Genomic DNA, 16408 nt, shown 5'->3' with positions numbered 1-16408 from the left:
GCGAAAGATTTAGATATGATTTCAACAAAGAAGGAGAGAAACTTATGCCAGCAATTTTAACAAAAAAAATTACTTTAAATAATGGGGTAGAAATGCCAATGATTGGTTATGGAACATATTTAGTAACGGACCAAGCAAAAGGGTTGGCAGCAATTACTCATGCTATTAATTATGGTTATCAATTAATCGACACTGCGGATATTTATCATAATCATCAATTAGTTCGTGAAGCGATAAAAAATTCAAACCAACCCCGCGAAAATTTATTTATTACTACTAAAATTTGAATTACAAATAAAAACCCAGAAATAGTAAAAGCCGATATTGATCGAATTCTAGCGGAATTAGGAACAGATTATTTAGACTTAGTGTTAGTTCATTGACCATTACCAGATGGGGTAATGATTTATCAAACATTAGAAGAAATTTATCAGACTGGTAAAATCCGTGCCATTGGTGTTTCTAATTTTATGATTGATCAATTAAAAACTTTGTTAGAACAGACAACAATTGTTCCCGTTGTTAATCAGGTTGAACTGCATCCCCAACTGCCTTTATTGGAATTACAAGAGTTTTGTCAAAAACATAATATTGTTTTAGAAAGTTGACAAACAATTATGAAAGGGAAAGTTAGTGATTTACCATATTTACAAACTTTAGCCGCAAAATACAATGTTGATGCTCCAGCAATTGCTTTAAAATGAGCTCTACAACGTGGTATTATTGTCATCCCAAAATCAGAAACATTAACTCGCATTGAGTCAAATGTCCAACAACTTGAAAATTTTGAATTATCAGCGGAAGAAATTACGGCAATTAATGATCTTGGCCCAACTTTACGATTAGGACCTGATCCATATCATTTTGTTGGTTAAAAGGATTTTTCTTGTTTTTTAAGAAAATTAAAATAACGTTGGGAAAAAAAGAAAAATGATATAATTAATAAAATATTAATAATTTAGCAAAAGTATTACGGAGGCATTAATGCAGATAAAAATTAAAAAAATTATTATTAACTCAGACATTTTTAGTTTTAGTTTTGGTTTTATTGGGATAACCTTTGGTCTTTTAAGTCTACTATCCCTAGAACCATTTTGAAATAATAGTAATGAAGTTAGAGCATATCAATCTTTTATTTTTACAGTTCTAACAATTATTTTTGATACGCTAAGTGTTATTAGCGCCATGCTTGCCTTTATTTATGGGAAAAAAATGTATCGTTTACGTCAAGCAAATAAAAAGGAAAAACGCCGAATTGATAAACGCTTTGAAAAATTATCTTATTGATTTGATTTTTGAAGTTTCAGTGTTGGGATATTAGGGTTAGTTTTTGGTTTAACAAGTCTAGTAACATTATTACCATATACAATTAATGAATTTGTTTCATGATGAGCAACTTTAACTTCAATTTTTTTAGATACTTTTAGTGCAATTGCGGCAATTTTAGCCTTGACTTGTTTTTTGAAAAGTTGAAAAAAATAATTATCTTGTAATAGTTAGAGTTATTAATAAACCAAGAATATAATTCGGACTTTGCCAAGACACACCTGAATTTTAGGGTTACTATGTTATGATTTATTTAAGATTTAATTTAAATAAAACAATTTTAGAAAAGAGGTTAAGATGGATAAAATAGGAAATAATCAAGAAGATTATATAATTGAAAAACTGAAAATTAAAAATGAAGATATAAATAATAGTAAAACAAAAATTAATAAAAAAGGGTTTTGAAAATTAGTGCTACCGTATTATGCAACATATTGACCTCTTTGTACAATGTTTTTACTTTTTTCGCTAATTACTTCTGGTATTCTAGTAGCAATGCCAATTGTTGTTAATCAATTATTAAATGCAATTAATATTAATGTTGCCGCTGGGAAAATTGGCTTAGAATGAATGACAGTTATTTATGCCGGAATTGGCTTATTAATAACATATGTTTTATATGCGTTGTTTTGGATTTCCCGTTATACCATTAGTGGAGTTTTAGCTCGTCGAATTGAAACAAAAATTCGCGTAAGATTATTAGCGAAACTTTTACGTTTAGACTTACATTTTTATCACAATAAAAAAACGGGGGATATTTTAACAAAACTAATTTCTGATACCCAAATCTTAGGAGACCAGGCTGAACAAATCCCCTTGCAAGTAACATATAGTATTTTTTCATTCTTTGGGGCCTCAATTGTCATGTTTTTATTAGATAATAGTGTAATGGTTAATGGAACTCAAGTAAATATGAAAGATACAGTTTATATTATTGCTGCAATCGTATTAGGGTTAACATTGTTAATTACAATTGCAATTATCTTTTTATATAACTATTTACGAAAACTACAATATCGTGTGCGCCGGGTGCTATCTTCAGTTAATGGTGATATTCAAGATCGTATTCATAATATTCGTTTAATTAAAGCATCAGGAACATTACGACATGAAACAGAACGTTTTGAAAATATTAATGAAGATTATTTTAAATTAATTCGTCATTGAGAAATTCGTCAGGGTGTTATTTGAGGATTAATTTTAGCAATGCTATTTTCCGTTAATGGGGTTGTTATTATTGTTGGAGTTGTTTTTGTTAATAAAAATGCCTTAAACCCAATTGTGATGGTTTCCGTTCTAATGTCAGTGAACCAAATGATTAACCCATTAGTTAACTTAATAGGTTTAATGAATAACATTATTTCGGCTTCTGTTTCTGCTTCACGTTTAAATGAAATTTTAACAGAGCCAGAACGAATTGTAGCTAATGAAGGTGAAACTATTGTTGAAAAAATTACTGGTGACATTATTTTCCAAAATGTTGATTTTAAATACTCTACAGAAGGGGAAAAGGTTCTTGATAACTTTAATTTTACTTTTAAACAAGGACATAGTTATGCTTTGGTTGGACAAACGGGAAGTGGGAAATCGACAATTTCACGATTACTATTACGCTTTTACGATCCCACAGCGGGAGCTTTATTAATTAATAATGATCTTAATTTAAAAAACGTTAATTTAAAATCGTTCTTAAATCATGTTGGTTATGTTGAACAAGAACCACAAATTTTATTTGCCACAATCGCTGAAAATATTGCGTATGGATTAGAAAATATTAGTCAAGAAGCAATTTATGCTGCGGCAAAAAAAGCAAAATTATATGATTTTGTTATGACCTTACCAGAACAGTTTGAAACTGTTGTTGGTGAAAGGGGCCATATTTTATCAGGGGGGCAAAAACAACGCTTGGTTATTGCCCGAATGTTCTTACGAAACCCGGAAGTTCTAATTTTGGATGAAGCAACTAGTGCCTTAGATAATCTTGTTGAAAAAGATATTCAAAAAGAGTTAGATGCTTTAATGAAAGGGCGGACAACAATTGTTATTGCCCATCGTTTAACAACAGTTAAAAATGTTGATCAAATCCTTGTCTTAGCGCCGGGAGAAGGAATTTGTCAAGTTGGAACATTTGAAAAACTACGGAAAGAAGAAGGATATTTCCGTGATATGTATGAAGCTAGCTTTAGTTAAAGCTAGCTTTTCTTTTGAAAATTTTAAATTTAATTAATTTTTTTGTAGTATAATGAGTGAAATTTTAACAAAGGAGAACAGAAATATGTCAGCAATTATTGAAGTTAAAAATTTATTTAAAAGTTATCAAAAAAATGAGGTTTTAAAAGATATTAATGTCGAAGTGTTCGCTGGTGATCGTGTGGCAATTTTAGGAGCTAATGGTTGTGGGAAAACAACATTTGTTGAAATGATCTCAAGCTTTTCAAAACCAACGGCGGGTGAAATTAAGATTAATTTGTCAGGGAATGTTAAAAAGGATATTGGGATTCAATATCAAGAAGGAAACTGGCCAATTGGGATTCGGATTAAGGATATGATTAAGTTCTATCGTAAGGTTTATGAAAATTTTTCCCCAGCTTATGAAAAGATGCTTGAGGAAGTTTTTGAATTGGATAAAATTAAAAATATTAATTTACAAAAACTGTCTGGTGGCCAAAAGCAGCGCTTTAATGCTATGTTGGCAGTTATCAATGATCCAGAAATTGTTATTTTAGATGAATTAACAACGGGGTTGGATATTGAATTGCAATATAAAATTGTAAGTTTTTTTAATGAATATATTGTTAATAACAATAAAACTTTGTTGATTGTTTCGCATCATCCTGAAGAAGTTGAAATGCTATGTAACCGAATTTTATTATTTGGTAACAAATCAATTTTGTTAGATTGTTCAATGGCGGAAGCAAAAGCTCAATTTGGTTCAATTCGAAATTTAATGAATTTATATTTTAAAGGAGAAATAAAATAATGCAGACAAAAGTAAATAAAAAAAATAATTTTCGCGCTAATTTTTCAATTTTTCAAGAATTAATGTTGCTAATTAATAAATCATTTTTCCGTGAAAAACGGGGGCCAATTTTTATTTTTGTTATCCCAACGATTTTTTTAATTATTTTTTACTATGTTTTTAATATCTATCCCGGTAATAGCAACGGGATAGCAATTCGGACATTGACTCTTTTTATTTATATGTTATTACCAACGTTAAGTATTATTGTGTCTTTATCAACAACCTTAGTTGATTGAAAAAAATCTGTTTTTTTAAAACGGATTGATGCGACAGGAATTAAAAAGGGGACATTTCTTTTTCTACTACTAATTTATTATCTATCACTAGGTTTGATTGCTGTTTTTTTTGAAATGATAATTGCAATTATTATTGGTGGTCATAATTTTATCGAAGCTTTAAAAGCAACTAACTGAGGTTATCTTTTACTAGGGATAATTGCCGCGATTCTCTTGTCGGTTACAATTGCCTTTTTGATCGGAGGAATTTTTAGTAACGAAGGAATTACCAATTCGGTTGCAATTATTATTTATATTTTAACAATTTTACTATCAGGAGTTTTGGTTTATCCACCATTAATTAGTGATACCTTAGGGGTAAGGGTAATAACTTATTTTATTCCCCATAAATATCCAATCTTTTTAATTCTTTATGCAATTACTGGTACTAGCTGGGAAGCCCAATTTAATACCGGAACAGGTTATTCAACTGAGTTATATCACTATTTTACAGCTTCATGGCAACCAGTTCTAGCGATTATTTTGTTTCTCTCATTTTTTACTTTTTTAGCTAAGTTTTCTTTCCGTTGAAATGTTCGTCGCTAATGTTTTTTCGTCAAAATTAACAGATTAACGTGACAAGAGGAAAACCTCTGTGTTAAACTATAAAAAAGAGGATAAAAAAATGGATGTAAATGTTCTACAAGCAATTTTAGCAAAAAAAGAAATCACGACCAAAGATAAAATCGTTTTTAAATTAATTAATAGCGTTCTAACGACATTATTTATTGATGAAAATCGCCAGTCATTGTTGCAAGTTGGTTATAAAATCAACGAACAAGAATATTTGTGATTTCCAAATCTTAGTTTGGATAATAAAAAAGAACAAAATATTAATGATGGTTATGCAAACTATCTCTCTTCGGATGGTAATTTTTTGTACCAATTTACAGCAACTACAGCTATTGATAAACGTAAAAGTCAAGGGGAAAAATATCTGCAAAATAAAATTCATTTTGTCACATTTGGGAAGATTAATGATAAGAAAAAAGGCATCGGATATCATTTTTTAGGAATATTTATCTTTGTGGGTTTTACAGATGAAGATTGTCAAACAATGATTTATCAAAAAATTAGGGACAATTATCAGCTGGATAGCTAAGGAAAAAGCAGGAAAAATAATATGAATGATTTTAATAACGAAATTATGCAGTTAAAAAATATTTTTGAAAAGAACTGTGACGAAGAAACAAAAATTAAACAAGAAAAGTTTTTATTAAATAACTTTCAATTTTATGGGATATTAACCGGAAAACGAAAACCATTAATTAAAGGGCTTTTATCAGAATGAAATAAAAAATATCCGAATTTTAACGATAAAAAGGCTTTATTTAAAGAACTTTATTATCAACCCCAAAGGGAATTTAAGTACAGTGCAATTGAATTTTTAAATTTATGATGGCAAAAAAATCTTACTTTTGATGATTTAGATTGATTATTAGCTTTAATTAGAATGGATATTTGGTGGGAAACAGTTGATAATGTTGACGATATTTTTGGTCAAATTTTATTTAATCACAATGATCAACCTGCAGCTCGGATTTATATTAATAAATTAATTAACGACGAGGATGACTGAGTTAAAAGAATTGCCATTCAATTGCAATTAAATTTTAAGGAAAAAATGGATGTTGATTTAATTTTTGCCTTAGTGGAGCCACTATTAACAACAACAAACTTTTATTTGATTCGTTCAATTGGTTGAGCGCTACGGAATGCAAAACGGGTTGCGCCTGAAAAAGTTGAAAGTTTTATTATTAGAAATAATATTAGTAACAAGATTATTGCGGTTATAAATGAGCACTAAAAAAGATGAGTAATTTCATCTTTTTTTTCATATTTAGCGATTTCTTGTTTTTAATAATAATTTAAATTATAATTTAATCAACATAATCACTAGGGAAACTTAATGGTTTTGTAATGTATTAAAATAGAAAGAACATAGGTGGATTTAATGACAAAAGAAAAAAAGCAGCGTAGTTTGCTTGGCACACAGTATTTTGTAATGATGATCTTTTGATTAATTTTAACAGCTGTTATTATTACATTTTTAATTCTCTTTTTAAATGAACGGCAAAATGTTAATGAAAAATATGGTGTGACTCAAAAACTTGCTGATATTGCCAATGGCACAACAACGGGTCAAGATGCACAAGCAGTATATCAAATGTTAATGAATATTAAATATCCATTAATTGATTTCTCCTTATTATCATTCACTTTTTTTGCGGCAAGTACTACGCAAATTTCTGATTGAGGAGCAGCATGAGCGCAACGAGAAACAAGTATTAATTTAGCTTATTCATATTTGTTTATTACAGCAGTAATTGCAATTATTGGTTTATGCTATTATATTGTGATTAATATTAAAATTTTTCGTTATCGTAGTTTTCAATGACGTTATGGGTTAGCAACAAATTACCCAAATGATTTACCAATCTTCAATACTAAAATCTATTTAACATTTATTACAAACTTAACAATTATTTTTAGTTTCTTTAACTTTTTAACAACAATTATTGCTTTAGCTTATGGAGCATTCTTGGTATTAGTATCATATTTTTTCTGGTATATTCTTAAAAATAGAACAGAAGTTTTAGTACCACATAAATGATGAAAAGCATCAAACTTTGCATTCTTTACAACAGTTTTAGTAATTCAAAATGGCTATACATTAATTAAATCAATTTTTTCTGCTAAATTTGGCGTTGATTTAGATTTAATTCTGCAAATTATTATTCCAATTGGTACAATTACTGTTATTATTGCTGTCTTTATTAAAAACTTATTATCAACAAAAGTGTCAGCGGTTCGTAATGCAATTAAAACAATTGGGGGAAAAGTCGCAACCTTCCGAATTTTCTATTATACTCAACAAGAAAAATCATTAGAAGATTTTGCTTTTGTAAGCCAATTACCACCATTAATTAAAAAACCATTATCAACAAAAGCAATTAATACAAAACAAGCTTTAGAATTAATGGATACTTTAGAAGATGGTGCTAAATTTATTGAACAACACTTTAAAAAACCCAAAGAGACTAATTATATGCTATATCATTTATTTAATGAAATAGTTGATGTGGCAGAAATTGACGAAATTAAAAGTAATATTTTAAAAGTTGAAGCGAAAAAAAATAAAGGAACAATTAATAAATAAGAAAAATTTAAAACTAAGATTATCGGAAAGGAAAGATAACTTAGTTTTTTCTTTTGTTTATATAAATAATAAAAAGAAAAGTTTTGGAAATATCATAAAAAATTTTAAATTATAATTAAATTTTAGAAAATTATTATTGCAATTTGGTTGTATAATTTGTTATTATAATAGAGATAATTATGTCATGTTATTTAATAAATAACACATATCCACGTTTAATAGGGTTAAAAAGTATTAATACAAAATAGCACTTATTAATTTATCAATTATCAATAATATCAAAAACTATTAATATATTTAATTTAAGAAAGGATACTACTAGAGTATGAAAAAATTATTATCATTATTAGGAGTAATTACATTAGTTAGTTCAGCAACAACGCCTTTAGTTGGATGTGGAACAAATGAAAATGCAACGAATCCAGTACAAGAAAAATTAGAAATTAATAAAGAAAATCTAACAAAATATTTTGCGGAAAATAACACTTGAAATTATGAAGGTGAATTTTTCTTTAAAGATCTTAAGGACCAAAATGAAGAGAGCCAAAATGAAATTGTAACAGCAATTCGCATTGCCACTATCTATCTTTTTGATAATTTAATTAGACCAAAATTTATTGAAACTTTTAACTATATTCCTGAAAATTACTTTATTTCTGTAGTACCAAGTTTAGATGGAATGAAAGGTTTTGAATATGATACAGATTATAAAATAAATTTTTCAATTACATTTCAAGAAAAAAATGAGTTTGGTGCAATTATTTTTAATTACACAAATTTAATGCTAAATTTTAAAACTACAGGAATTTATAATAGAACTGATTGAATAAAAGAATTCTCAAAGTATTTTTTTAGTGCGGAAACATCATTAGTTGGTATTAAAAAACAAGGTCTTAGTTATTTTAGTTTAGGTTCAGTAGGAGATGCTTTAACAGAACAGAATATTAGTAATTATAGCGAAAGTAATAATGAAAATGCAAAAATTAATATTTCAAATGAACTTACACTACTATTAAGTGATAAGAATAATAACTCAGAATCATTTTGATTTTATGATGACTATAAATTATCTTTAGACGTAAAAAAATATGAATTTATTGGAAAACTTAAGGATGAAAATAAATTTGTCGAAAGAATTGATGGAACATTTTCTTATATTAATGAGCCAACTATAAAATCTGATGCAACAGGAAATATTTTAGTTGAGTTATACTAGTTTTTAAAAATAAATATGAAATTTAAAATTTTAAAATCGAAACGATTAGTTTCTGTTTTTAGTGCGCTTTGTGTACTAACTACTGGTACTGTAGTTGCATCAATTTCCACTGTAGTTGCTCATGTTAAAACAAAAGAAAATGCTTATTACAAATTTGATGGTCAAGTCTTTAAATCAAATACCGAATTAATCCAATATGCAAATAATAAAGCACAAAAAGAATCTTACCAAATTGAAAATGATTATTATTTATATAACAATAAAGCCTATGATTTATCTCAACATAATGTTTTAGAAAATGATATTGCTAGTCAATTTCCAATTCAAGCTTTTGAAACTTATCGTAATCCTGCTGAATATGTCATAAACAGTGCGGGAGAAATATCAAATCAAGTATTAACAACCCAAAATGATAAATTAACAACTGTTTATCGGGGTAAAGATGGTAATGCATATTTAGATATTAATGAAGCTATTGCAACCCATCAAAGTTATCAAAAAGTATATAAATTAGGAAGCATTAATAATTCTCCAAATGGTGATAATGGAACAGTTGAATTTGCTAATCGTTATGGTGCAATTCAATATTTAGAAAATATTGTCCAACAAAATTTAAAAGATAATAATACAACCAAATGTTACACAATGGCAGGAACTTGTTTAACAAAAGACCAAGTTTCCGATTGAATTCGATCAACAACAGATATTCAATATGATTACAATGGCTTTCGTTGATCAAATCGTAATTTACCAGATATTTCAAAGCTAAAATTAATTCAACGTGATGAAGAAAAAAATATTCAATTGTATAAACCTTTTAAAAAATCTTATTGATTAAACATAGATTCAATAGGATTAATTGGTTCATTTAGTGGAACACAATATATTGAATCTGATGATTCCCAAGATGTTTTTCAGAATAAATTAATGAATGGCTGAAAAAAACTAATTCAAATAGTATTAATGCAGTTTTAAATAATTTAGTTGTTGCTTCAAGTTTAATTAATTTGATGATGAATTCAAAAGAAGCAGAACCAAAATCATGAGATATTGAAAAAGACTTATTTATGAATGATAAAAAGATAAGGGATAATTTTAAAGAAAAATTTCAAAAGGCAAATTATAAAGAATATAATGACAGAAATAGTGGTTTTAAATATAATGATATAGTTAATACCTTAAACAAAATTAACGGAATGGATAATTTTAAAAAAACTTTATTATTTATCCAAAAGGTTTATGGCTATACATTAACAGTAAATCATTCTGATCCAAAACCAGTATTAGATTTTATTAATTTTTTAAAACAATTAATCAAAAATATTATTAGAGCAAATACTAGTTTGTATGATAGCGTAATTGATGAGTTGTTTAAAGATCAAACAAAATTAGAGTCAGAAACTGAATTGACGTTAACAGATGTAATTCAAATGTTCATTTCCCCTTCACAGTTTATGTATCAATCACCTGCAAAAGGTAATGCCTTACAAGGAATCATTGAAAAAGTCCAAAAAATTGGTGATGAATTATTTGGAGCGCTTGATAACATTGGTAAACTTGTTGGGGAAAAAGGAAATCTTGAAGATGCTGAAGTCAAAATGATGGTAGATAAATTAGAAACCGTTTTTGAAGGTGGAACAGAATACTATATGTTTGGTGGCGAAAAGTATACAAAAGAAGAAGCATTTGATGCTCTTAAAAAGAATTTTAAATCAATGGTTAAGTTTGATAAAGAAGGCTCAAAATTTTGAACTGATCCTGCTAAACTTGGATCAAAATTATTAAAAGGCTTAGGTAAAATGATGAATGGCTTACAAATGGCTAAAGCCATATGAAATATTGGCAGTCTAATTTCGATTTTTGACTTTGTAACTTATCAAAATGATTTTGGTAATGGCCAAGTTTTATACTATACAACAACAGAGATAAGTCTTCCAGTTTTTGGAAGAATATGAGGTCAAGACTTTAGCAAACATGTCCAAATGATTAGTGTTTTTGATAATGGGAGCATTACTAATGACACTAATGCCCAGTTATATGTTGTTTTAGGAAGTTTATTTACTTCACTATCATCAGCGCAAAAATACTTAAAAGAATACATTATTTCTAATCCCACAGATTTTATTGATACAAGACAATATTATATTAATGTAATGGGAGAAGTTGATCAAGAAGAACTTCCTGTTAATAGTGAAGATCCCGATGATGGCTATAATAAATTAGAAAAATTTATTGAGTATATTTTTACCAAGCATTTTGCTAATACAGTAATTAGTCAATATTTTGATGGCATTGATGGCTGATTTAATAATCCAATTGATGCTATTAAAAGTATGCAAGAAAAAATTACTAATAATCAATTTATCATTCAATATAAATACCGTGATTTAGAAGGAATTAATCGTTATTATGATACTCCTGAAGCTTTAATAGCTGATCAACGCAATTATATTATTAATAATATTCTTGAATCAAAAACAGTTTTATCAAGTGATTTAATTAGTTCAATTGATTATGATCGCTTAAAAGAACAATTTGGGTTAAAAAATAAAGTTTATGGTGTCTTATTTGGTGGCCAATATCGTTATTTTTATACTTATAACGATGCCTTTGTTTATGTCTATAATCACGTCGATATTACATATCACCATGATACGGTTGTAAATTACTTTGTCTATTTTGGTAACCAACGTTTTACAAATGAAAGTGACTTTTATAAATGAATTGAAGAAAGTACCCAATTAGTTAATGCAGCAGGGGAGGTTTTGAATCATGGCAATTAATCTTTTAAAAACAATTTTAGCGTCAACAATTTTAACAACAACACCAGTTGGTGTAAGTGCGTCGGTAATAAATGAAAATAGTGAAGTAACATCCCCTCGAGAGGCTTTATTTCAAACAATTAAATCCTCATCAACAGTGAAATCAACAAAAACAAAATATAGTTATGATAATCATGTTTTTTATTCCCAAACTGATTTAGATAATTATATTTATCAGAGTAGCAAAATTGAAACTATTCAAACTTCTTCGAATCCGGGAAAAATTATTGAAGATTATCAATATCGTACTTTAAAAGCCGATAAAATTTATGATACGGATTTTAATAATTTTCAACTTGTATACCGTGATGCGTATGGCAATACAGCTTTAACAAAACAGGCCGCTTTAAATACTTATACTAATGCTGGCTCTGTTAAAGCCCAATATAGTTATGACGGGATTGGTTGATTTGATTCACCAGAAGAAGCAAAAAATGGTTTTATTTATAAAGGTGGATTACATAAGTCATTATATTATTATGTTAATGGAAGATATTATAATGTTTTTAATGAAGATGACCAAGCTAAATTATTAAACTCATTAACTTCAGGTTATTATGTTAAACCCTCTGAATTTACCCAAGGTTTAACCTTATACGGGACAAAAGAAACTTTAAAAGATACAATTCATAATAATTTTGAAAGTACTTGAACAGATTCTAGTACTAGCTTTCCAATTAATTATACGAGTTATTTAGAAACTGATGTTAATCATAAAATATATTTATCACCAGGTGGGGATGACATGATTAAAGTATCAATTAATAGGGGAAGAACCCAAGATTATTATCGTGGTGATACTTTTGTTTTTGAGGATAAACATAACCAATTAAGTAAAGATGAGCTTACTACAAAAATGGGGTGGCAACAAAAATTTGAAAAATCTGGCCCAGCAGTTGGAAAGTACTATTGAACAAAAACAATTAATTTAGAAGGAAATCAATATGATTTTACTTATTTGCCAATAAAAGCAGGATCATTTGGAAAGTATACTGATTTTAATTGAAATGCTTTAACTTCATCACAAGATTATAATGCAACATTATATTTGTATGATAAAGTGAAAAATGACCCTACTCGTCAACAAATTTATCGTTGAGATAATATAGGCATTGAAATTACAAATCCAAATGAAATTCCAACAACATATGTTCGTCAATCATATGACATTTGATTTAATAATTTTTATAGTCGCCAGTTTTTAACTTTAGATAAAAAAGATGAAAATGGAATTGCTTACAATGATTTCGGTGTTTATGCTGATACTTTATATGATGTTAACGGAACCCATGGTGACAAGTATTCAGTACGAGAAAGTGTCAATTATTATAACACTGTTTTAAAACAAGAAATTTTACAACGGGAAACAATTATTGAAAATGGTGTGACAAAGTATAAATTACGCGAAGATTTTTATGCTTCAGCAGCTGAATTAAATCAATACTTATTCTTAACAGGAGATATGAATACTGTCTTAATGTATACATATCTAGATGTTGAAAATATTTCGTCAATTGATGGCTTAGCTTTAGCTCCAACTCAAGCGCAAGCCCAAGAACGCTTATTCCAATTAGAATCAGGAGTTTTATTGAAACAATATTTTGCTTACGATGCATTTGGTAGTTTTGAAATTTCAGGGGAAAGTGCAGAAGATGCTATTAAACAATTGCAAAATCGTATTAGCTTAACTGGACGCTATGTTAATAAGGCGGAAATTGAGTCATGAAATGGTCACCCAATGAGTTTTGATAATATTATTGAAGATGGTGTTTATAATGTTTATCGTATTTTCAGTTCAATTCGCCAGGAACAAGGATTAGATCCCTACATCTATTTTGAAAGTTATAGCGCTGCCTTAATAGCAATTAAAGCCGGAATTAATGAACAAATTCAAATTTTAACTGAAACAATTAATGTTTATATCTATGTTTATAAAGATAAAAATAATGAAACTCATACTTATTCATATACAAATGATAATGAAATTGAACAAATTATTAATGAAATTATGAGCTTAGCATAAATGTTACAATCTTATAAAAGAAGAACATTATTTGATTGAATTATTCTGGGTATCCTATTTCTAATCTTAACTTCTGGTTTAATAGCTTTTTTAACGATAGAATTTACAAATGATTTAGTTAATTTTAATATTATTGGATTAATTGGTTTATTATTATTTTTATGTTTTTTAATTTATTTAATTAAATTAATTACTTCTAAACAAAGTAATAATGTCATAAAACTACAAAAAAAAGACAAAACTTCGGTTGAAGAAATTATTAATTTACTATTATTATGTCTTTTCTTAAGTTTATTTATTAAAGGTTATGGGTTATATGGATTTTGAACCTTATTATTTAAATTATTATCCCCCGTTGTTTTAGTGGGATTAACTTTTCTTTTTACTTTAATGCTAGGACTAATCATTCCAAATTTAAAAACTAGTGCAATAATTATTCCAATTTTATTAATTTATCCGTTCATTTTTGTAGATAGTAATTTATGAATGGGACTTGGTGCAATTATCAGTGGTTTGACAATTACTAATTTTGTGAATGTTCGCAGTCAGTACTATCAAAATATTGGTAAAGAAAATGATAGTTTAGTTAAAAAATATCTATGAATTAATGCAAAAGTAATTGGAATAATTATAATTGTTTTAACAATTTTATATTTTACAATTGGTATGACACCACAAGCCTTTTTTAATAATAATTTAGATATTAATTTTACAAATTTATTAATTAATTTAATACCATTTTTACTATTATTAGGTTGCTACATTTTAAATTTAAAAATGACAGTTTGCCTACCAATTTTAGTTTTGTTGCAAATTGTGTTAGGGCTAACCTTGGATTTATTTAATGTAGTTTCTATTTATAATAGTAACTATTTTGTCTTAATTAAATCAAATTTATTTGTTAATAATAATAGTTTAGTTAGTATTTTTGAAGCCGTTTTAACTAGCTTTATTTGATTTTTTGTAATTATCATAATTGATGAATTTACTTATCAGTATAACCACCTTATTTTGTCTTTGCGAAATTTAAATTCATTATGAGAAGAAAAGCAGTTAGACTGTAATATTAAAAGTTATGGGAAATATCATTTTTGAGTTACATTATTATTAATTGTTAGTTTTGAAAATACTCCGACAATTGCAAGGGGATTAAAAATTAGTGACAATACAGATAATAAAATAAAAACATATCTTGTTCAAAATTATCTTTCCTTTAGCATTTGAAGTATTTTACCTTTTAGTTTTAATACAATATGAGTGATGATATGGACTAGTGCTTTTACAAATTTCTCACTAGGAGAAGGATATTTAAAAATACTACAGTTATCTTGAGGCAATTATTTAATTATTTGGTTTGCACTCCTTTTTATTAGTTTTTCTAAAATATATGATTTAATACAAATGAACTGAATTAGTACAATTAAATTTGAGATTAAAAGTAAACCAAAAGTGGCTGTTAAAAATAAAACAAATAAAATTAGAGGAAGATGAAATAAAGAAAAATAACCATTATCCTAACTATTATTGAATTAAGCAATATAATAAAAAACATAATTTTAATAAGTTAGTACTCGTATTTTTTTAAAATATTTTTCATAGAATTTCTTTTTTAAAAAGAAATTCTATTTTTTTTGCGAAAATTCCTTTATTTTATTTTTTAATTTCCTATAATGTATAAGGGGATATTTTAAAAGTAAAAGGAGATGAATATTTTGATTACATTTGCTCATATTATTGCCGTAATTGTTTCATTTATTGTGATGGCAAGTTTATTTATGTTTACAAAATTTTATGCTAACAAATATGTTAATATATCAATTAGAGCAACAAGCATTATTTGATTATTAATTGTCGAATTATATTTTATTATTAATCGAATAATTGATAATCCACATGACATTAATTCATATATTTATTTGGAATTATGTAATATGGTTGAATGATCAGCTATTATTATTTTAATTTTTCCAACTAAAATCCAAATGGATACTTTTTTTCCATTAGCAATTATTGGACCAGCATTAACTATTTTAATGCCAAAAGATTGAGATGCCTTAGTTTTTAGTAATTTTTGGTATTACCAATTTTTCTTTGGTCACTTAGTTGCAATGTATGCCTATTTTTATGTTTATTTATATGGGCAAACAAAATTTAAATTTTCAAAAGAATTAATTTGAAAATCAGTTTTAACAGGAGTATTAATCTTATCCTTAGTTGAAGTTTATAATTTAACATTTGGAAATAATGTAAATTATATTTTTAATGACATTATTGGTGCAATTGGGCAAGGACAATGATCACAAGGATGGCAATTCCTCTTTGTCCTATGTGTTGCTGGACCAGTTTTCTTAGGAGCAAGTTGAGCCGTGATTTATTTCTTTAAACCAATTTATGAAATAAATTGAAAAGTAAGAAATCAAATTAAATTACGGGATACTCTATGAGAAAAAGCTTTTGCAAAAATTAATTTTCATAAAAAGAAATAAAAAAATAGGTGAGTAAAAATTCACCTATTTTTTTATTTTACTAAAACTAGCATTAAGAGCGATTTATCAAATTTTAAT

General features: G+C 27.1%; 14 protein-coding genes. All 14 read left to right on the top strand.

What is annotated here, in order from left to right; genetic code table 4:
* The first annotated feature begins 44 nt into the window (after positions 1–44).
* The 14 genes from SSYRP_RS04255 (at position 45) to SSYRP_RS04190 (ending at position 16330) form a co-directional block, all read left to right on the top strand.
* The gene (locus tag SSYRP_RS04255) at positions 45–875 is read left to right on the top strand and encodes an aldo/keto reductase (protein WP_016341071.1); all 831 of its coding nucleotides are present in this window, start codon (positions 45–47) and stop codon (positions 873–875) included.
* 109 nt (positions 876–984) lie between these two features.
* Entirely contained in the window at positions 985–1482 is a 498-nt protein-coding gene (locus tag SSYRP_RS04250; RefSeq protein ID WP_016341070.1) for a hypothetical protein, read from the top strand.
* A 141-nt stretch (positions 1483–1623) separates the two neighbouring features.
* Entirely contained in the window at positions 1624–3516 is a 1893-nt protein-coding gene (locus SSYRP_RS04245) for an ABC transporter ATP-binding protein (protein ID WP_016341069.1), read from the top strand.
* Positions 3517–3601: 85 nt separating this feature from the next.
* Positions 3602–4306 carry an ABC transporter ATP-binding protein gene (locus tag SSYRP_RS04240; protein ID WP_016341068.1) on the top strand — a complete coding sequence of 235 codons (705 nt, stop codon included), beginning with the start codon at positions 3602–3604 and terminating at the stop codon, positions 4304–4306.
* Positions 4306–5169 (top strand): ABC transporter permease, encoded by an 864-nt coding sequence (locus SSYRP_RS04235; RefSeq protein ID WP_016341067.1) that lies wholly within the window; start codon positions 4306–4308, stop codon positions 5167–5169. The genes SSYRP_RS04240 and SSYRP_RS04235 overlap by 1 nt, the downstream gene beginning before the upstream one ends.
* 79 nt (positions 5170–5248) lie before the next feature.
* Positions 5249–5725 (top strand): hypothetical protein, encoded by a 477-nt coding sequence (locus SSYRP_RS04230; protein ID WP_041614560.1) that lies wholly within the window; start codon positions 5249–5251, stop codon positions 5723–5725.
* A 21-nt stretch (positions 5726–5746) separates the two neighbouring features.
* Complete coding sequence (locus SSYRP_RS04225; RefSeq protein ID WP_016341065.1) at positions 5747–6430, top strand: DNA alkylation repair protein; 684 nt, start codon at positions 5747–5749, stop codon at positions 6428–6430.
* A gap of 147 nt (positions 6431–6577) precedes the next feature.
* Entirely contained in the window at positions 6578–7783 is a 1206-nt protein-coding gene (locus SSYRP_RS04220) for a hypothetical protein (RefSeq protein ID WP_016341064.1), read from the top strand.
* A 325-nt stretch (positions 7784–8108) separates the two neighbouring features.
* Positions 8109–8999 (top strand): lipoprotein, encoded by an 891-nt coding sequence (locus tag SSYRP_RS04215; RefSeq protein WP_016341063.1) that lies wholly within the window; start codon positions 8109–8111, stop codon positions 8997–8999.
* A 15-nt stretch (positions 9000–9014) separates the two neighbouring features.
* On the top strand, positions 9015–9974 hold the full coding sequence (locus tag SSYRP_RS05170; protein WP_016341062.1) for a hypothetical protein: 960 nt from the start codon (positions 9015–9017) through the stop codon (positions 9972–9974).
* 35 nt (positions 9975–10009) lie between these two features.
* Positions 10010–11782 (top strand): hypothetical protein, encoded by a 1773-nt coding sequence (locus SSYRP_RS04205; protein ID WP_051090650.1) that lies wholly within the window; start codon positions 10010–10012, stop codon positions 11780–11782.
* Positions 11772–13844 carry a hypothetical protein gene (locus SSYRP_RS04200; protein WP_016341060.1) on the top strand — a complete coding sequence of 691 codons (2073 nt, stop codon included), beginning with the start codon at positions 11772–11774 and terminating at the stop codon, positions 13842–13844. Before SSYRP_RS04205 ends, SSYRP_RS04200 begins: the two co-directional genes overlap by 11 nt.
* Positions 13845–15350, top strand: coding sequence for a hypothetical protein (locus SSYRP_RS04195; protein WP_016341059.1), 1506 nt, complete (start codon positions 13845–13847; stop codon positions 15348–15350).
* A gap of 206 nt (positions 15351–15556) precedes the next feature.
* On the top strand, positions 15557–16330 hold the full coding sequence (locus SSYRP_RS04190; protein WP_016341058.1) for a YwaF family protein: 774 nt from the start codon (positions 15557–15559) through the stop codon (positions 16328–16330).
* Positions 16331–16408: the final 78 nt, after the last annotated feature.

The sequence above is a fragment of the Spiroplasma syrphidicola EA-1 genome (assembly GCF_000400955.1).
Lineage (GTDB): Bacteria > Bacillota_I > Bacilli_A > Mycoplasmatales > Mycoplasmataceae > Spiroplasma > Spiroplasma syrphidicola.
This window is presented reverse-complemented; position numbering and strand designations above follow the sequence as displayed.